This window comes from Bacillota bacterium, assembly GCA_009711825.1.
In the GTDB taxonomy this organism is placed as follows: Bacteria; Bacillota; Proteinivoracia; order UBA4975; family VEMY01; genus VEMY01.
This window is the reverse complement of the sequence record VEMY01000074.1, coordinates 1-18,858: the sequence shown is the minus strand read 5'-3', so window position 1 is coordinate 18,858 and position 18,858 is coordinate 1. Positions and strand designations below refer to the sequence as shown.

20 protein-coding genes are annotated in these 18,858 nt (G+C 46.5%); 13 read left to right on the top strand and 7 right to left on the bottom strand.

Going from position 1 to position 18,858, the window contains the following annotated elements; genetic code table 11:
• The first annotated feature begins 204 nt into the window (after positions 1–204).
• From FH749_15950 to FH749_15930, 5 genes are all read left to right on the top strand, one after another.
• Positions 205–1,017, top strand: coding sequence for a CPBP family intramembrane metalloprotease (locus FH749_15950; GenBank protein MTI96936.1), 813 nt, complete (start codon positions 205–207; stop codon positions 1,015–1,017).
• 417 nt (positions 1,018–1,434) lie between these two features.
• Positions 1,435–2,061, top strand: a complete 627-nt coding sequence (locus FH749_15945) for a hypothetical protein (GenBank protein MTI96935.1) — start codon at positions 1,435–1,437, stop codon at positions 2,059–2,061.
• Positions 2,058–2,336, top strand: coding sequence for a hypothetical protein (locus FH749_15940; protein ID MTI96934.1), 279 nt, complete (start codon positions 2,058–2,060; stop codon positions 2,334–2,336). The genes FH749_15945 and FH749_15940 overlap by 4 nt, the downstream gene beginning before the upstream one ends.
• Entirely contained in the window at positions 2,336–5,134 is a 2,799-nt protein-coding gene (gene uvrA / locus FH749_15935) for an excinuclease ABC subunit A (GenBank protein ID MTI96933.1), read from the top strand. The genes FH749_15940 and uvrA overlap by 1 nt, the downstream gene beginning before the upstream one ends.
• Before the next feature lie 149 nt (positions 5,135–5,283).
• Positions 5,284–6,033, top strand: coding sequence for a type II toxin-antitoxin system Phd/YefM family antitoxin (locus FH749_15930; protein MTI96932.1), 750 nt, complete (start codon positions 5,284–5,286; stop codon positions 6,031–6,033).
• Between the two features lie 81 nt (positions 6,034–6,114).
• Here the strand turns inward: FH749_15930 and FH749_15925 are convergent, their stop codons facing one another.
• Both FH749_15925 and FH749_15920 read right to left on the bottom strand, forming a co-directional pair.
• A complete protein-coding gene (locus tag FH749_15925; GenBank protein ID MTI96931.1) occupies positions 6,115–6,666 on the bottom strand; it encodes a 4-methyl-5(B-hydroxyethyl)-thiazole monophosphate biosynthesis protein in 552 nt (183 codons plus the stop codon).
• 87 nt (positions 6,667–6,753) lie between these two features.
• Positions 6,754–7,446, bottom strand: a complete 693-nt coding sequence (locus FH749_15920; GenBank protein MTI96930.1) for an amino acid racemase — start codon at positions 7,444–7,446, stop codon at positions 6,754–6,756.
• A 501-nt stretch (positions 7,447–7,947) separates the two neighbouring features.
• On the opposite strand from FH749_15920, the gene FH749_15915 reads away from it, so the two are divergent.
• From FH749_15915 to FH749_15900, 4 genes are all read left to right on the top strand, one after another.
• Positions 7,948–8,601, top strand: a complete 654-nt coding sequence (locus FH749_15915) for a TetR/AcrR family transcriptional regulator (GenBank protein MTI96929.1) — start codon at positions 7,948–7,950, stop codon at positions 8,599–8,601.
• A 19-nt stretch (positions 8,602–8,620) separates the two neighbouring features.
• Positions 8,621–9,427 carry an alpha/beta hydrolase gene (locus FH749_15910; GenBank protein ID MTI96928.1) on the top strand — a complete coding sequence of 269 codons (807 nt, stop codon included), beginning with the start codon at positions 8,621–8,623 and terminating at the stop codon, positions 9,425–9,427.
• 157 nt (positions 9,428–9,584) lie between these two features.
• Positions 9,585–9,899, top strand: a complete 315-nt coding sequence (locus tag FH749_15905) for a hypothetical protein (GenBank protein MTI96927.1) — start codon at positions 9,585–9,587, stop codon at positions 9,897–9,899.
• A gap of 171 nt (positions 9,900–10,070) precedes the next feature.
• Complete coding sequence (locus FH749_15900; protein MTI96926.1) at positions 10,071–10,847, top strand: HAD-IIA family hydrolase; 777 nt, start codon at positions 10,071–10,073, stop codon at positions 10,845–10,847.
• Positions 10,848–11,057: 210 nt separating this feature from the next.
• On the opposite strand, the gene FH749_15895 is transcribed toward FH749_15900, so the two are convergent.
• A complete protein-coding gene (locus FH749_15895; GenBank protein MTI96925.1) occupies positions 11,058–11,972 on the bottom strand; it encodes an AEC family transporter in 915 nt (304 codons plus the stop codon).
• Between the two features lie 324 nt (positions 11,973–12,296).
• A complete protein-coding gene (locus tag FH749_15890) occupies positions 12,297–13,064 on the bottom strand; it encodes a DNA-binding protein (GenBank protein MTI96924.1) in 768 nt (255 codons plus the stop codon).
• 355 nt (positions 13,065–13,419) lie between these two features.
• On the opposite strand from FH749_15890, the gene FH749_15885 reads away from it, so the two are divergent.
• The 4 genes from FH749_15885 (at position 13,420) to FH749_15870 (ending at position 16,577) form a co-directional block, all read left to right on the top strand.
• Positions 13,420–14,397: an alpha/beta hydrolase gene (locus tag FH749_15885; GenBank protein ID MTI96923.1), complete on the top strand. Its 978-nt coding sequence runs from the start codon at positions 13,420–13,422 to the stop codon at positions 14,395–14,397.
• A 172-nt stretch (positions 14,398–14,569) separates the two neighbouring features.
• Positions 14,570–15,112, top strand: coding sequence for a hypothetical protein (locus FH749_15880; protein MTI96922.1), 543 nt, complete (start codon positions 14,570–14,572; stop codon positions 15,110–15,112).
• A gap of 233 nt (positions 15,113–15,345) precedes the next feature.
• Positions 15,346–15,840: a DinB family protein gene (locus FH749_15875; protein MTI96921.1), complete on the top strand. Its 495-nt coding sequence runs from the start codon at positions 15,346–15,348 to the stop codon at positions 15,838–15,840.
• 101 nt (positions 15,841–15,941) lie between these two features.
• A complete protein-coding gene (locus FH749_15870; protein MTI96920.1) occupies positions 15,942–16,577 on the top strand; it encodes a transcriptional regulator in 636 nt (211 codons plus the stop codon).
• Between the two features lie 69 nt (positions 16,578–16,646).
• Here the strand turns inward: FH749_15870 and FH749_15865 are convergent, their stop codons facing one another.
• The 3 genes from FH749_15865 to FH749_15855 all read right to left on the bottom strand — a co-directional run bounded on the left by FH749_15865 (position 16,647) and on the right by FH749_15855 (position 18,561).
• Entirely contained in the window at positions 16,647–17,549 is a 903-nt protein-coding gene (locus tag FH749_15865; protein ID MTI96919.1) for an aminoglycoside phosphotransferase family protein, read from the bottom strand.
• A 24-nt stretch (positions 17,550–17,573) separates the two neighbouring features.
• Positions 17,574–18,077, bottom strand: a complete 504-nt coding sequence (locus FH749_15860) for a hypothetical protein (protein MTI96918.1) — start codon at positions 18,075–18,077, stop codon at positions 17,574–17,576.
• A gap of 334 nt (positions 18,078–18,411) precedes the next feature.
• A complete protein-coding gene (locus tag FH749_15855; GenBank protein MTI96917.1) occupies positions 18,412–18,561 on the bottom strand; it encodes an LPXTG cell wall anchor domain-containing protein in 150 nt (49 codons plus the stop codon).
• Positions 18,562–18,858 lie beyond the last annotated feature (297 nt).

Here is an 18,858-nt window from a genome sequence, read left to right as displayed (position 1 = left end):
TGTATATGTCATGAACAGGGCTAGACTAAATCAGGAGCACATTAGGGAGCTTTATGGCCAATTTATTGCTGACTTACCTAGTTACTTCAGGAGGTCAGCAGGGTTTTGGGTGTGCGAAACTTGAGTTAATTCATTAAAAACGGGGTTAGTTGTCTGTATAATTAGATAGAATTTGCTATCATTATTAAACTGGAGGTTTATTATATGAGAAGATTGCTTAGGGGATATGTTCTTTGGACATATGGGGTATTCTTTCTGTTTATTCTTTTGATCGGGATGACCATGCTTGTCCTGGAGTCTCTCGTGTTAGCGGAAGTATTAAAAGTAGTTTCAGCCTGGACTGCCACCTTTGTTTTTGTAGCCATGTTCCGTAAGATCTATCCAGAGGATAATCTGATTAGCTACGTCAAGAGGCAGTTCAGTGAAAGGATGAAATTATCAACTGTAGTTTGGGTTCTGCTACTTCAGTCTTCTATTTTTATAGGCATCCTTTTGATGACAAGTGTTATTCAAGGGGTACCGCTTAGTGCACTGGTCACTACTTCATGGATCACATTGCTTTTAATATTTGGCAATAACTTAATTCGGGGCCCGCTAGGCGAGCAAATAGGTTGGAGAGCATTTGTGCTAAATGAGCTGCAAAAAAGTTACAGCCCGTTGAAATCTGCAGTTATTGTTGGAGTGCTTTGGGGTTTTTGGCATGCGCCGCTATGGTTTTTATCTGGATATGCAGGAATGCAATTGGTTCAGTATATCGGTTGTTTTATGATTTACATTATCTCTACATCGATAATAATGACAGTTTTCTACAACTTAAATCGCAACCTTTTAATACCGATTATTATTCACCAACTCGCTAATTACTTTGTTGCCATTCAAATTGGCGATGTGCTAAATATCATTACAATTACTACGGTCTTTTACCTGGTAGCAGCACTGATTTTAGTGCTTGTTAATCACAAAAACTGTCTGTATGGAAAAGCACCAAGTGGTGATAGTGACGGAATTAGTGCTTAGTCTAGGTGCGTATTATTGGAGTGAAACAAGGTAGGAAGCAAAGAAACGGTTCCTTTGCTTCGATAATGAAATCAGCAACAGCAGGACATTCCGGCAGAATGAAGCTGCCAGCTCATACATCTTTGATTCCCTGACAATCAAACTTGAGTCATTATTTCTGTAGTATAATCCAATAATCAGTAAAATAAAGAAACCTCCGCTGTGCGGAGGTCTTTTCACAAGTAAAATTGGCTGCTGACTAAATCTAAGATACCTAACAAACGCCGACTTGTCAAGATTTTCTATGCGGGGCGGCGTTTTTGCGTGTCCGGAGACAGCCCCTTCCATTCTGGGCAGTACGCCTGGCCAGAGCCGGTTCTACTTTTTACCGTCGCTCTGGTAGGATAGCTGAGCAATAAGATTAAAGGAGGCATGCACATGGAAAACCAGGAATTGCGGGCACGTTTTCAGGCGGCGTTGGCAGGTATCGTCAGCAAGTTCAGAGCGGACAGCAAGTGTCTGGCCGGCTTGCTTATTGGCAGCATGAGCCATGATTTAATCTGGGAATGGTCCGATTTGCAGGTTCTCTTCGTCTATGATGACAGTTACAAGGGGCCCAGGCAGTATTGGCTATTGGAACATGATGCGCCGGTGCTGGTGGATATCTGGAGACGTAGCGCCTTCAGGGAGTATTTGGAGAGCGCCGATGTCTCGGATTACTTTTTCTGCGCCCTGTCCAAGAGCACGCTGCTTTTTGCTCAGGACCCAACCTTGAATGAATATATTGAAGACATATTCTATATCGGCAATCGGGACCGGGAAGTGGAAATGCTTCTTGGCTTTTCAGAGGCCGTATACTACCTGAACAAGGCGGAGAAGAGTTACTCTGTCAAGAAGGACAGCACCAACGCCCAGTACTACCTTTTCCATATTGCCCAAGCAATAGCCTGGATAGAAGTGGCCAGGGCACGACTTCCCCGGAGCGGGAACTCATCGCCCAGGCCGCCAGGCTTCGCCCCAAGTTGTTCCAGGCCATTTATCAGCCGCTGTTTCAGCAGGCGATGACTGACCAGTTGCTGGAGGCGATGCTTACTGCCTGCTGCACTTACCTCCACGACAACACCAGGGAAGTCTACCGGCCGGTTCTTGTCCATCTGGAGCAGCACCACACGCTGCAGGAGTTCCGCCTCAAGACCAGGCCCCATGGTTTTGGCATCAACTATGAGTGGCTCTGCCGCGTCGGTTTGGTCGAGCGCTACCCTGAACCCGTCCGCATAAACAATCAGATTCAGTGCTTCCAGATCGGTTACCGAGTGAGTAATCAGGGAGGGGGCGAATAATGGAAGCAGCGATTAGGGTCAGCGGCGCCCGGGAACATAACCTGAAAGATATCTCTGTCTGCATTCCCCATGGCAAACATACTGTTATTGTCGGAGTCAGTGGCTCCGGCAAGTCCACCCTGGCCTACGACGTCATTTACGCTGCCGGTCAGAAACGCTTGCTAGACTGCCTGTCGGAGCAGATGCGGCGCTACACCAGTCAGCTGAAGCAGCCCGATGTAAACTATGTCGAGGGCCTGACGCCAGTTATCAGCTTCAAGCAGTCTAAACCGCGAAAAAACCCCCGCGCCACCATCGGCACCCAGTCGGAGATCAGCACCTACCTGCGCTATCTCTATACAACCCTTGGCCGGGCCAGGTGTCCGATCTGCTCTAGCACCTATCCCATCCGCTCCTTGCGCTACCTGCAGGCAGAACTGGAGAAGCTGCCGGATGGGACGCTTGTTGAATTGCAGTTTCCCGTTTACAAACCCGCAAACCAGCAATACGACGAGTTCTTTGCCGGGCTCAGAAAGCAGGGGTATAAGCGCATTGAAATCGATGGCCGGCGCGGGGATCTGCGGGACTGGATAGAAATAGAAGCACACCCGCACACCATGTTGGTAGTTGCCGACAAAATCCGAATCCAAAAGGAGCTTGGCCGGAGCGTTGGCAACTCCCTTAAAAACGCCTTGCATCAGGGGGAGGGGTTCCTGCGCATCTGTATTCCCGACGCTGCCCAAAGGGAGCAGTGCGCCTGGTTCTTCCAAAAGCATGGTTGCAGCGAGCACGGTTTTGTAGCGGCAGAAATTCTGCCTGCTTTTTTCTCTTTCAACGATCCCAACAGCGCCTGCCGGGACTGCCAGGGTAGCGGCGTTCGCAAAGTCGTCCATCCTGCCGGTCTCATCAGGAATCCGGAAAAGAGTCTCAGCCAGGGCCCCTTCCACCCTCAAGTCCTGAACCACAGGCAACCCTACTGGTACATGCTTATGTACAGCCTGGCTGTCCACTATGGCTTTTCCTTTGATACTCCATTCAAGGACCTTCCGGACTTTGTCCGAGAACTAATATTCCATGGAAGCAAAAAGAGTTTTCCCTTACAAAGGCCTCCGGGGTATGACAAGGGGACGCCGGGCTATACCGCCAGGGTCGGGGAGCAAGTATCCTTTGAAGGCCTGGTGACTCGGATCAACCGCTATTACCAGGATAAGCAACGGGTAGAACTCACCGATGCCCAGGAGGCATTCTTCAACCGCTTCATGACCGATGAGACCTGCCCCAGCTGCCGGGGCAGCCGGCTAAAGCTCCACCGTCAGCTCATCACCATCAAGGGGTATACTTTTTACGCTCTGGGTGAGTTGGAACTCACGGACTTGCGGGGAATGCTTGAAGGCCTGGAACGCGAAAAAGATACTGTCATCAGTTCCGTCCTCACTGAGCTGAAGCAACGGTTGGACGCCTTAATTAACATCGGCCTGGGTTACCTAAACTTGAACAGAAGGATCGATACGTTATCTGGCGGAGAATACCAACGTGTACGCCTGGCCGGCCAGCTCGGCGCTGGCCTCATGGGCCTGACCTATATCATCGACGAGCCTACGATTGGCCTGCACCACCGGGACACCGCCAAGGTTATCGGGCTTTTGGAAGCGCTCCGGGATCAGGGTAATACAGTCATTACAATCGAGCATGACCTGGACGTTATCAGGGGCGCAGACTATATTATTGAAATCGGGCCCCGGGCAGGCGAAGGAGGCGGGGAGGTAATCGCAGCCGGGCGATACGAAGAAATTCTGAATAACCCCCAGTCGCTAATCGCGCCCTTCCTCAAAGAGAAAACAGTGCATTTAACGAAATTGAACTCCCGACCGGCGGGTAGCTGCATCAAAGTTATTGGCGCTTCTGCCAACAACCTGAAGGACATAGACGTGGAGATTCCCCTCAATTGCCTGGTAGCTTTGAGCGGCGTCTCCGGCTCCGGCAAGAGCACTTTGGCCGTGGAGGTCGTTTACAAAGCAGTTCGCAACCAGAAAGACCCCAAGGTTATCCCGGGCAAGCACCGGCGCATTGAAGGTATGGAGCAGATTATGGGTGTCAGCTGTATCGATCAATCCCCCATCAATCGGTCAGGTGCTTCCATCCCTGCCACATACATTGGGGTGTTTGCTGCCATCAGGGGGCTCTTCGCCGGGACAGTTGATGCTCGGCAATACGGGCTGGACAAAGAATCATACTTCTCTTTTAACGCCAAAGGCGCCTGTCCTTCCTGCAAGGGCCGGGGCAGCCTCGAGACCCATATCCATTACCTGGGCGACTTGCGGACTACCTGTCCCGAGTGTAGGGGAGGACGCTTTGCCAGCGAGGTGCTGGCGGTTGAATACAAGGGCAGGAACATCACCCAGGTCTTGGACATGAGCATTGATGCAGCCTTAATATTTTTCCAGGGTGAAGTAAATATTTGTCACAAATTGCAGTATGTTTGCAACCTTGGTCTGGGCTATATGAAGCTGGGCCAGCAAATTGGTACTATCTCGGGGGGAGAAGGGCAGCGGCTGAAGCTGGCCCGGGAACTCAGCAAGCTCCGGGCCAGAAAGAACCTGCTCTATATTTTGGATGAACCGACAACCGGGCTGCATGTTAAGGACATAAAAAAACTCCTAGGGGCCATGCGCAGGATTGTGGAGCGGGGGAACACTCTGCTGGTGGTTGAGCATAACCCGGAGGTAATTAACGCGGCGGATTATCTGATTGAAATGGGCCCAGGGGCAGGGAAGGCCGGAGGCGAAATTGTGAGCCCCCAGGCCCACTCAGGGGGTTAATCATTTGCCCGTACCCCTCAATAATGCACTGTTTTGTCTCCAACAACAATGGTGTTGATATCCTTTCTGCCACTGCTCATTATCCTAGTGGACAATCTTGTATCACCTCGTACGAAATGGTATAATTTCGTACGAGGTGATGATTTATTATGAGCGATACAACTAAAGTCATTACTGCAACGGAGTTTAAAACCAATCTGGGTAAGTACATCGACTATGTTATCGAGGACAACGAAGTAGTTGTCACCAAAAACGGCAAAAAAGCAGTGAGACTTACTCCGTATATTACTGAAATCGAACGCTACTTCACTGTTAGGGAACGGGCGGTAGACTACCAATACGGGGGCAAAAAGGTATCTTATGAAGAGTTTATGGAAATCTGCGATAAAAGTGAATTGCGAATGGAGTACATTAACGGGGAGATAGTTCTGCTGGCCTCACCGGACGCCTTTCACCAAATTGTTTCTGGCAACTTGTATGTTATTCTGCGGGAGTTTCTTCAGGGTAAAAAATGCCGAGTATTTTACGCACCTTTTGATGTTCACTTCTTCAAAAAAGATTTTAAAAACCCAGACGTTATGCAACCGGATTTATTCATAGCCTGTGACTTTGAAGAAAATCTCAACGAGAAAAACAGATACATGGGCACACCTACTTTATGCGTAGAGATCATCTCAAAAAGCACTCGCACCAAAGACATGGTAGATAAACTGAACACGGTGATGCTATCCGGTGTCCGGGAATACTGGCTTGTCGACCCTGAGCAAAATACTGTGCTTGTCTACGGCTTCAACGAATATGAGCTGGAGGCGAATACTATTTTCAGAGCGGGAGATACGTTGGTTTCATATTTCTTCTCCGGGTTAGAAATACCAGTGGAAAAAACTTTTGCAAGCTAGTTGCCAGCTGTGGCATCGCCCAGTACCATAGAATTCGGTAAAAAGAAATCCCTCTGCTCAAACATTGGCAGAGGGATTGCGTTACTCCTCCCAATTTCTTTTATACCAGCCGGGATGGAAGTCTAAACCCAGCGCCTTTCCAAAGGCAATTCCAAATTCGACAAACCCGAAGCCCATGGCCGTGATTATGTTGCCATCCTGGACGTAGTTTCCTTCAGTCGTATAGTTCTCCTTTTGGAAGCCAAATTTGTCGAGGAATTCTTCTGGTATCCTCGAGATATATTTCTTGTCCTTTAGCATCTCGAGTTTGGCCAGTAGGCCTGTTGAGCTGGAAATGCTGCCAATAATCATTTCCGGCTTGTCAAAGGACTTAACAAAGGTGGCGTACCTTTCGTCGGTCATCAGCGGTTTACAGTCCATTTCGCCGGTTAACAACAAGCCGTCATAATCGTCAACTACCAATTCCTCTACCGTCTTTTGAGGAGCGATATAAATCCCTTCCTCACTTCTTATCGGCTCTAAGGTCAAGCCAAATACATCGAAAGGTTTTTGAGCTTGCCCTAAGATTGACAGGGCAACACTCATCTCGTAATTGCTGAAATCAGGATAAAGTAGGACTGCGACTTTTTTCATACAAAACACTCCTCATTGAAATGACATGTCTTAAGGGGCGCAGTAAGAGGTGCTGTCAAAAAGTTCCGGAAATGCCCCCATGGCCAATCACGAAAGCATGTAATCTACAATAGCTTCGATATGGATCTGAGTTGTATCAAGGAGCAAAGCATCTAAATCATCATTCTTTATTATCAGCGGCAATTCGGTGCACCCAAGAATTAGTGCATCTGCTTTTTGCTCAGCTATCATTCTATCTGCAATCTGCATGATTGTTTTCTTGTCCTCTGGCAGCACGATGCCTTCTTGCAAGTTAGGGAAAATAATATCATGGATTGCCTTCTGCTCATTTTCAGTGGGAATAAAGGCGTCGATACCGTATTTGGTAAAGGCATTTGTGTATAGCCCGCTGCTCATTGTAAAAGCCGTGCCGAAGATCACGACGCTTTTGCAATTCTTTGATAGTGCGTATTTGCATGTTTCATCGACGATGCTAATAAGGGGTAAAGGGGCCTTACCCTTAACTTCATCGAATACAATATGGGCGGTATTTGCAGCCATGGCCGCAAATTCTGCTCCACCAGCCGCCAAGTTTTTAATTGAGTCCACCAGCCGACATGTAAATAGATCCCACTGCTTTTTTGCCGCCAGGTCATACATTTCGGCAAGGTTTATGCTGTCGATGATGATTTGGGGATAGTTCCCTTCAGCAGTTTTCATCCGAAAAACGTCGATAATTCCTTTGTAGTAATCCAATGTGGATGCCGGGCCAATCCCGCCTACCAATCCGAGCTTTTTCATTTATCAGCACCTCCAACCTTACTTATTTTACTGATTGTATGTATCCAATCCACAAGTTTTCAGTTTTTGGGACATTCCGAACCTTGGATAGCGAATTTCTTTTATGTTATCAATAATTGGTTAGCTAGTAAATGATCCTGAATCCTGGACATATCTTCGTAAAATCGATGTTTAAGTACAGGGGTATAACTGACTTTGATAGCAAAATATGACAAAAAGAGGCCGCAACCCTTGCAGATCAGGGACTTGGGGCCTTTATGCGTTTGCAAAATTATGTGGGGAAACACCATATAGGCAATCGAGCAATATTTATTGTGGGAGCCACTGATTCTATCTCAGCATTGAATAATGATGACTGCTGTACAGTACAAAAGAAATTGGCGGCATATCGATTTAAAACTTAACAACGGATACTGATATCAAATTTAACTAAATCGTAATTGATTTTCCAATCAAAGGGTTGTATAATTTACTTGCGGTGACCAAGTGGTCACCACGTAAATGCACGTCAGTGACCGCTTGGTCATCGGAGGTGAACCTATGGATTTGTTTGAGTCTCTGCCAGAAGTAAAAAAACAGAAGATACTGCAGGTATGTATTGAGGAGTTTGCCCAGTATGGGTTTTGGGACAGTTCGACCAACAGGATAATCCGTAATGCTGGCATTGCCAAGGGTAGCCTGTTCAAGTACTTCGGCAGTAAAGAAGACCTCTACTATTACATTTTGGACCATGTTGCCGGGGAAATATTTAAAGAACTGAGCACGCTAATGGTCAATCCACCAGATGAACTTTTGAGCCGGCTGGTCTACTTCGCCCAGATTGAGATGCAGCTGCACCTGAGGCAGCCCTTGTATTTTAAGCTGTTTCGCAGGGCCCAGGAGAATGATGGAACAGATATCAGCCGCAGCGTCCGGGAGAAGTATGGTGCTGGTGCCGAGGATTTCGCCCGGGAGATGCTAAAGGATATCTCAGCAGAGAACTTGCGCTACGGGATAGAAAACACCATAGATACGGTGCTTTGGTTGCTAAAGGGGTTTAACGAATCCTTTCTGGCGGAACTGTCAGAAGCAAACGATATAGAACTGATTCAGCAGGAATACTTGACCCGGTTGCAGGTCCATCTGGATATTATCCGTAACGGAATTTATAAGTGATATTTGAGGAGGAGATAGGATGTTTAGAGCAAAGAATGGCAAGGTTCAAGTCGGTGGAAGCGACATGCATTACAATGTATTTGGCAAGGGGACCGAGGACTTGGTAATTATCCCTGGCCTGGGCGATGGACTTAGAACAGTCAAGGGGATGGCCATTGTAATGGCGACAGTGTTTAGGTCTTATGGCCGGGAGCATAAGGTTTGGCTGTTTAGCCGTAAGGATAAACTGGAGGCGAACATGAGTACCCGGGATATGGCCCGGGACTTAGCAGAAGCAATGGACCAACTAGACATCAAGTCTGCCAAAGTTATGGGTGTGTCCCAGGGGGGTATGATATCCCAGTGGCTGGCGGTAGATTTCCCACAAAAAGTCCGTAAATTGGCCATTGTGGTATCGGTGTCCCGTCAGAACGAAACGTTACAAAGAGTAGTTAACAGTTGGATTGAAATGGCTGAGCAAAAGCGCTATGGGGATCTGGCGGTGGACACAATGTTGAAGACTTACTCTGAGAAGGGCCTTAAGAAGTGGCGTCCCTTTTTCTGGCTAGTGAAAATGACTGGCAAACCCCAATCCCAAGAGCGGTTTCTTATTCAGGCCAACTCATGTCTTACCCACAATGCTTACCCTGAACTGAGTAAAATCCAGTGCCCCACACTGGTAATAGGCGGGGCCCAGGATAACATTGTTGGAGGAGAAGAGGTACAGAAGGAGATGGCTGAAGCTATTTCCAATAGCCAGCTTCACATATATCCTGAATTGGGTCACGGAGCTTATGAAGAAGCGAAGGACTTCAACAATCGGGTTCTGGAGTTCTTTAAGTCCTGAATTGGAACAGGCCTGTCTGACTAAAAACAAGAGTGATCTTGGAGCTGCTTTCTGTGTTGAAAATGGAGACTTCTCAATTTCTTGAGTTGGGTGTAGGAAATGGCTGAAGATAGATATTACCAGCCAGGACAGTAGTCACTATGTTAGGAGTGATTAAATGATAAGAATCAAACGAGACTCAGGATTCGTGGACAGGGTTCGTGCATACAAAGTTGTGCTCAATGATGAAGTGGTTGGGACAATAAGTAATGGTCAGCAGATTGAATTAAACGTACCACCAGGAAGACATCGGCTGAATTTAAAAATCGACTGGTGTCGAAGTAACATAGTCGAATTTGAAATGTCTGAGCACCCCATAAATTTCGAATGCGGCAGCAACTTACGTGGAGCAAAGTTTTTGCTACCATTCATCGAGATCTATTACATTACATTTGGACGAAACAAGTATCTCTGGCTCAGGCCAGAGGATTGATCTTGTCGAGTTTGCCAAACGTTTCTTCGCCCTTCAGATGTCAAAAGAGAAACTTAAGGATGGGCAGAGAAATGTAATTGATGGTACGGCCTTGATGCTGGGGGACATTAAAAGGTGTGGTCTTCATGCGGATTAATTATATAATTCTAAGTAACTCTGTCTTAGGAGGTAATGGCTATGCAGGATATTAACACCATATTGTTTGACTTGAATGGAACCCTTTATGAACGGGGTGTGGCCATCCCCGATGTTAACGATACACTGAACAAGCTTAGGCAAAGCAACTATCAGCTTAGCTTCGTCACCAACACCGACAGCCGGAGCATTTCGGATGTGCACCAGCGGGTTGTGAAAATGGGCCTGAACCTTGAACTGCACGAGGTCTACACCCCGGTGACGGCGGTAAAAGCCTTTATTGCTGGCCATCCGGACAAGTCCTTTTACCCCTTGGTTCACGACGAGGTTTTAGCCGACCTGAGTGGCATTAACCGAAACGATACCAATCCCGATTATGTGATCATCGGAGATTTTTGTGACAAGGTGTCCCACGGGGAAATCAACAAGGTCTTTCGGATGATCAAGGGCGGAGCGCAAATAATCGCCCTGTCCAAGACCCTTTGGTACATAGATGTTGACGGCTATACGATTAATACCGGCGCCTATGTGCGCATGTTCGAGATCGCCTGCGACAAAGAGGCCCTGTTGATGGGCAAGCCCTCCGAGGCTTTCTTACGCTTAGCATTGGACAGAACCAACAGCCGGCCTGAAAACACATTGGTTGTGGGGGACGACATCAAGACGGATATATGGGGTGCTAAACTGATTGGTGCCAGAAACGCCTTGGTCAGGACTGGAGTTTTTGACGCTGGAGCCTTAGAAGCCTCAGAGTACAAACCGGACGTAGTTTTGGCCGATGTAAATCAGCTGCCACAGCTATTAGGAATCTAGTATTGCCTTTTCTGGGATTAGGCCCGGCAATTATTGACTGGGCTGCTGAATTATTAACAATAGGCTGCTCCAATCAGCGTTGCTGTGGGGCAGCCTGTTTTTATAAAGGTTTTGTTGGGTGAAAGAAGAATTATTATCCATAATCAATTAACGGAGGTTGAACATGAGCAAGATAGATGTTTTATAAAGTAATGTGTACTATCCTATATGTTATCCCAACACAAATCCTATGAATATTATCACTGTAAATAGTGACAACAGAGTTGTTACTGATACTACAATTGCTGCATATTCCTTTTCCTTGTCAAATGTCTCCGAAAGTATTGAAGTCATGGTCGAGGCAGGCATTGCCGTCATAATAATTACCGAGTTTATTGCGATAGATGAAACTTTTGTAAATAACGCTACAAGATAGATAGCAATCGGGATTATTATCAACTTAACAGCGATTCCATAATATATAGTCCAGTCGCGTAAATACCTGTTTATTTGGATGTTTGAGAGTATGCCACCGATAATCATCATTGACAGCGGTCCGGTTAGGTTGCCGATGCCCTTTGATGCAAATTCAATTACGCTTGGTATCCTAATATTAAAGAACATGATTATAATACCTGCACAAACTGCCAGTATTGATGGGTTTAAGAGGACCTTCTTGAATTCCTGGGCATTCCAGCGGCCGGTGAACAGGGCGATTCCATAGGTCCATAATAATAACACAAAGAACATATTAAAGATTGAACCATACACAACACCCTCTGCTCCATATATTGAATTAAGTATTGGAAATCCAACATACCCAGTATTGACAAATACATTGGCAAAATGGAGGATTGTTTTTTTATCTTTTTTAACAGGTTTAAGTAGAGAATACGAAATAGCTGCCATCAGGATATATGCTATTATGGAATAATAAATTGTACTCACTACATTCGCCTTGATAGTACTGTCATATGTATGTAGGAATGAGGTAATTATCATAAAGGGCAGCGCTATTTGAATGAGGATATTGACTAACCCCTTGTTCATTTCATCGGTGATTATGTTTCTTCGGCGAGCATAGACACCGACTAAGATCATTATAAATAATGCAACGATGCTTTCGCTAACAATGGCCAAATCCAAGAGAATAACCTCCTTTGGTTATAATCATCTTACGCGGATATTCTTTCGAGGTGACATTAACCCTGTAATGGTGGAAAGAGTCATATTAAAATTTAGCAAGGCACCCTACGTGTTATCGTGGATGCCTTGCTTTTTTTTATGAGATTGGGCAACTCATCAATGGACCAAAAAAATCAACCGCACGGTTGATTGCCCGGCTGATTTTTCTCTAGCAGAAGGTCTATTCTTAGCTGGCCGTGTGGGGGCTGGCGCTTGGTATTTGGCCAGGAAGGTACAGGTGCGGCCGGGGGTGAGGGGGTAAGGCGTCACTTTTTGGCCGGGAAGCTAATCTGGAATTGTGTCTATACCCTCCCATAACAGCGAAAGGTTAATGGCTAGGTCCGGAAAATCGGGAGGCATAACCAAGTCAGATTCTAATCCCGAAGTAATAAGAACATAATTGCCATCCCTGAGTGTGAAGCACTCCATGGTCTTCTCCTCGGGGTCCACCAGCCAGAAATGACTGACCCCAGCCCGCAGGTAGATATTAAGTTTGCGCAGGCGATCCTTACGTTTGTTGCCGGGGGAAAGGATTTCAACCACCAAGTCTGGCGGTCCATCAATCCGTTGTTTGCGGACCAAAGCGGTTTTGGCCGATGAAACATAGAGAAGATCGGGCTGAACCACAGTCTTTTCGCCAAAGGTAGTATCCATGGGAGCAAAGAGTAGCAGGCCCTGGGGGTCGTGGGCTAAAAAGTAAGTGTCCAGCATGGAAAATAATCTTCCCGAGATCAGCTGATGGATAATGGAGGGCGAGGGTTCTTTTATAAGCTCTCCCTCCAGGACCTCAAAACGAAATCCCGGTTCTTCAGGCAAGAGCAGATAGTCCTGGTAGGTATAGGATTTGCCTGGCTCCGGCCGGTTTGAGGTTTTTTGTTCCCGGACTTCATGGGCGTTTAGGGCCTGCAGCACTTGCTCCAGGTCATAGCGGTACTGCTGATCGCCTAAGTCAATGAAGGGAATCCGCTTATGCCTGGTGTAGTGAAAAATGGTATCCACTGTAACATTCAGGGCCTCTGCCAGGGCCTCGGCTGTTAGCAAAGCCATAGAAATCACCTCCGCCTTAAGTATATAACTGAAATGAGCTGTACGCAACTAGAATAAACTCAAATTATTGTCCCATTGTCTCAGAAGATTAAATGGCTGGCATTTCAGACAGTGCGCCATGGAGAACGTCAAGATGTGCCGATGATACCATGCAAGACTGAATTCAATCTCAATCTCAATCAGTATCACTGTGGGACAGCCGGTCTATCGATGCACAGATTAACTGGTGATCGAAGGTATTTGTTGGGTGAAAGGCGAACTAATATCCGTAAGCCAGACTGTTGTTAAAGTCATTAAGAATAAACTAATTGTCCGGGAAAGATGTTGACTTCCCTTGAGTTATTGAAAAAGAGGAGAGTGGATTGTGGAGAGGTATACACCATCAATTAGCGGAAAATCCAGTATTAGTGTTTTGGAAAGTGTAAAGTTAGGGGAATTAGAGCAGTGGATTTTAATCCGGGGGGAGGATATTGATAAACCTGTACTCCTATTTCTTCATGGCGGGCCAGGGAATGCTCAAATTGGTTGGGCACCTCATTTCCAAGCTCAATTAGAGAAAGATTTTGTTGTTGTCAATTGGGATCAACGGGGTTCAGGTTTATCTTATCAAGAAACAATTCCCGTAGAGTCCATGAACATAAATCAATTTATAGAGGATGCCAATGAACTGACCAAGTATTTACTGGACCGGTTAAACAAGCAAAAGATTTTTCTGGTTGGCCATTCTTGGGGGACGGTAATTGGCACTTCATTAATTGAGAAATTTCCAGAACTGTTCTATGCCTATATCGGTATAGGGCAAAGTGTGGACTTTCAGCGGGGAGAGCTGCTGAGCTATCAGTTTACCCTGGACCATGCCAAGGCTAATAATGTCCAGGAGGCAATACTGGAACTTACTGAAATTGGTCCGCCACCATATAAAGATATGTTTAATGGGCTGTTTACACAGAGGAAATGGCTCAATGAATTTGGGGGAGTCATAAAAGAGAAAGGGTTCTTCAATAAACTTGCTCAGATTACCCGCAACAGGCCGGAGTATACTGAGGAAGATGAGGAGCGAATGAATGAAGGCAATCAATTTTCCGTAAAAGCTATGTGGCCTGAAGTATTGACGGTTAACTTGCTGGAGCAGATTAAGGCTGTAAAGGTTCCTGTTTATTTCTTAATGGGCAAACATGATTACAATACCCCCAATGAGCTTGTGAAAGAGTTTTATACATCTTTAGACGCTCCCCACAAAGAACTGCTAGAATTTGATGATGTTGCCCATTGCTTGCTCTTTGAAGACCCTGAACGGTTTTATAAAGTAATGTGGCGGATTTCCCAAAAGCATATCTAAATGAAGGTGGATTACACCTCTTGAAATTCAAATCATAGGCTGCTCCAACCGGGGTAGCCTGTTCTAATATCAGGTAAATGATGGGTGAAAGGCGAATTATTACCCAGAATCATAAGCGGAGGTTGGGGCCAGTTCAATCTCCAGCGCATTTTCTTGGTTCGGGGGTGGTTACATGTCCCAAGAGAAATACAGTTTTTCTTGGGCGGCACTGGTGCCTATTTTTCGTAACTCCACTATAATGCTGCAATTGGCCATTGCCATTGGTATTCCCTTCGGGGTGTTATGCATTGTTCTGGCAGCAGTAGGTGCCTGGTATGGACTGACCATGATTGCTGCGTTATTCCTGCTTACGTTTCTTTTAATTATGGCTGTGTACGGGGGAGTGTACGATGTTGGGTATGTCTTGGATAGTAAAGGAATCCACTGCTATGCCCGGCCCCGTCAAGCTAAGAGGAACAGGTTTGTCAATTGGGTGACGGTAATTCTTGGTTTACTGGCTCGCCAGCCCGCCGCCGCCGGGGCGGGATTGTTGGCGGGGTCACGCCAGTCCACATTCCTGAAGTGGAACAATGTCCGCAAGGTTAAGTATAAACCCAGGAAAAGAGTTATCATAATCCGGGGTGGTCTTACCGAAAGGGTTGCCCTCTTTTGCAGCGAAGATAACTATCAGCAGATAGCCGAGATAGTCAGGGCCAAAGAACCGTCTAATATGTAGTGCTGAAATTGTAATAAGACAAGCGAGGCGCATCATGGATGGTGTTGCTAAACTGAGTTATCTGCCGTTTCGGTATTATCTCTATGAAAAGGAGCCCTGGTAAAGCAAGGGTTTCGTGTTCTGAGGTCGATAACTTTTTGGTTTTTATCTGCTTGTGGAGAGTCAGAAAACGGTTACTGTTATCCGGATTATGTACGGCGGTCGTTATATTGAGTCAATTGAGCCTGATATAAATGGAGAGGAGCAACTACATGGATGTGATTCGACTAATCCAGAATCGTCACTATGTACCCAGTTTAGAAATGCTTACAAGGATAGTTGAGCTTTGCCCCGATGACCTCTGGGATGACAAAAGCCAGGGGCCACCCCTTTGGCAGATTGTCTACCATACCTTGGCCGGGTCCTGGGTCTGGTTTCGGCCGGTGGGCTCGCCCTTTCAGGAGCCGCCGCTGGGGGAAGAAATTGCTGAGCTAAAGACTGTCCCCGCTGAATGTTTATCTAAGGAAGAAGTGCTCCTGTTTGCCGAAGAGGTGAGGGAGAGGGCGGATTCTTTTTTCGCCGCAGTTGGGGGTAAGTTGACGGAGCCCTGCTGGTTTATTAATAAGGTTACTAATATGGACATTGTCCTCTGTCAAGTCAGGCATATCCAGCATCATGTGGGCTATTTGAATCGACTGATGAGCGAAGTGGGCATCCCCGTTCCCTGGCAGGAGGCCACGATCGAGTAGGTTGAACGAGACCCGAGGGATTTTAAGTCCCTTGCGTATATGACATGCTGTTGTCAGCTTTGCTGTGATAAGCTGATTGTATTCTTATCTAGGAGGTAAGCATTATGGCCTTTGACTTTAAGAAAGAATACAAGGAACTGTATATGCCCAAGGGTAAGCCTGCGTTAATTGAAGTGCCGGAGATGAACTTTATTATGGTTGATGGGAGCGGTGACCCCAATGATAACCCGGAATTTGAGCATGCTGTGGGCCTGCTCTATGCCCTTTCTTACACCATCAAGATGAGCAACAAGAAGGGAGTACCGCCGGAGGGATTCTTTGAGTATGTGGTCTCGCCCCTGGAGGGTTTGTGGTCAGTTAGTGATGGCCAGTTTTGCCTGACAAAGCGGGATAATTGGCGGTGGACGGTGATGATTCGCCAGCCTGAGTTTGTCACTGATGAAGTTTTCCAGTGGGCCTGCGGGGAAGTGCGGAAAAAGAAGCCGGATTTGTCGGTGGATATGGCTCGGTTTGAAGCTTTCCAGGAGGGCCTGTGCGCCCAAATAATGCATGTCGGGCCCTTTGCCGATGAGCCGAAAACAATGGAAAAACTGGCAGAGTTCATGGAGCAAGAAGGGCTGCGGGACCGGGTCGGCAGCGACGGCGGCAAACACCATGAAATCTATCTCTCTGACCCCAGGAAAGCCAAGCCGGAGAAGATGAAGACTGTGCTCCGCCATCCGGTAACAAGAGCTTAGCGGAGGATAAGAAAAAGACCTGAAGGTGCGCGCCTTCAGGTCTTCTTTAATTCAGTTAGCAACCTATTATTAGTCTAACAACCGATAAATTTCTAAAGGGAGCCGTTTCTCTATAAACGCTCTTAGCTCCTCACTTATGCGTGTCCCGTCTGGAAACGAGACCAGCCTATTTAGCAGTATCCACTTTAATGCTGCAATGCTCTCAAAAACATTTAACTCATCAACTGTCAGTTCGTTACACGCGAGGTACACATTTTTAAACCAGTTGTATTCCTTCTCCCCTAAATATATCCACAGGGATACGCAGGCCCAAGCCAAATCATAGCGAATATCGCCTATATGGACATCGGTCCAGTCGATTACTGTAATTTCTCCGTTGCTAATTAAGACATTACCCATATTGAAATCGCCATGAACGAGCCTCCTTTCTCTGCAAGGATACTGCCCTTTAAGGTTCTGGAGAATTGCATAGATATCTGGATGGCGTTCAATTCCAGGGAAAAAGTTAGTGGCAAGCAGATCGATAATATCAGTGTCCATATCAGCTGTTACTTTCAAATTGCAAAGAGGAACATTATGTATCTGAAACAGTATTCTCGCAAACTCTTCTAATTGACTTTTTGTGGGTCTATCGGTTGGGTAGCCCGAAAATTTGGTTGCGAGTACTTCTAGTCCTTGATTCGTTTTGCCCCAACCAACAGGTTTTGGCACTGGTAACCCCGCTGCTAAAGCACTTTCTAGAAACTCATATTGATGTTTCGCTTCTACACGAAACTCTTCTTTCCAGATCTTAAGCACATACATAGGAATGCTATTCAACTGTAGTATCAGAGTGTTCGCTTCATAACCGGAGGTTACTGCCTCGGTTGTAATAGCGGACGGATTGTTTAACCAATGACAAAAAGAGTTCTCCTGCTCATGCCATACTATATTCAACACATTACCGCCTCCTGCATCTCCCGCGCAAGCAATCCTGGACTCTTCGTTTGCTTGGTCTCAGGCAATTGTCCCGATGGTTTTCTGGCTGAAATAGTCCAGGGCCTGGTTCACTTCTGTAAGATCATATATGCCCTTTTCTATGCACCAGGTGATAATCAGGTCAAAAGTTTCGCTTTCAGACAGGGTATATCCCGCAGACGCCAGCAACGTCTCAGTGTCATTATGGTCCAGTTCAAGGGCTAATGCCAGGGCAATTGCTGTATTTTTGCTGGGCTGGTAGTCGGGGTTGGAGCGGATTTTAGAGAAATGCCGCCTGTCTAATCCAGCCTTGGTGTAAATTTCGCTGTCCTTGCAGCTTTGGGCATCGATCATTTGCAGCAAGGTCTTTGTGAAGCCTGGCTTTTTCCGTCCCTTGATAAATGTATCCAGTTCCGAGTCTTTCTCTAGGACCGTGGCCCTGCTCATAGCGTCAGCTTCCTGTAGCTGCACGTTCATGGTTATTTGAACTTGATGGTCTTCAATATATTGCTTTAATTCCTCTAAAATAGCTCTGGACAGCATTGCAGTCCCCTCCCTAAATGTCGCCTGCCCGGCGACCTTTCTTAGTTTTGATTCTATTATAATCGGGGCAAGAAACAAATGAAAGGAAGGAAAGCTATGAAGACCAATCTTACAGAGGTTATCTTTATTATCGATCGCAGAACCAGGTGTTTGCCCTCAAGGGGAAAATCCTGGTTCTTTTCAAATTACGTCAGATGGTTCGGCTAGTGAGAGTAGTGGAAAGTGGGGGACATAAAAATGCTCCCCTCGGGTAAACAGATTTTTGGTTCCATCTGTTTACCTAGGGGAGCATATTAAAGGTTAGAGTTTGGGAAAGAAACGCATATTTTCAAGTCTAGGCAGCTACCCGTTTCCGAATTAGAGCTCCAGCCAGTAGCAGGGCCAGGCCGAAGGGGATAAGCCAAACAATTCTTGTTCCAGTCTCAGGTAAGACGGGCTCATCGGGCTCTGTGGGTTCAACGGGCTCAGCGAACTCTCCCGTCATCAAAGCGAAGTAACTCCAGCGTGGAGAAATGGGCCATTAACCTCGATACTCAACTCTTCCCATGCTTCTGCAACGGCGTCATAGCGGAAAAATGCCAGATTGGCCGGATCCTAGATGTTAACCAGAATGTTATGGTGTTTTTGCTGAGCCATATAGCCCATAAGTTGACGGTATTGCCTGTCCAACAACTGCTAGGTATAATGACCTTATCTTATGAAAGGAAAGGACGCCCCGTTAGCGTGCTACCCATTACAGCAGCACCAGGGCGTCCCAACTCAAAAACCATGGTCATTATAT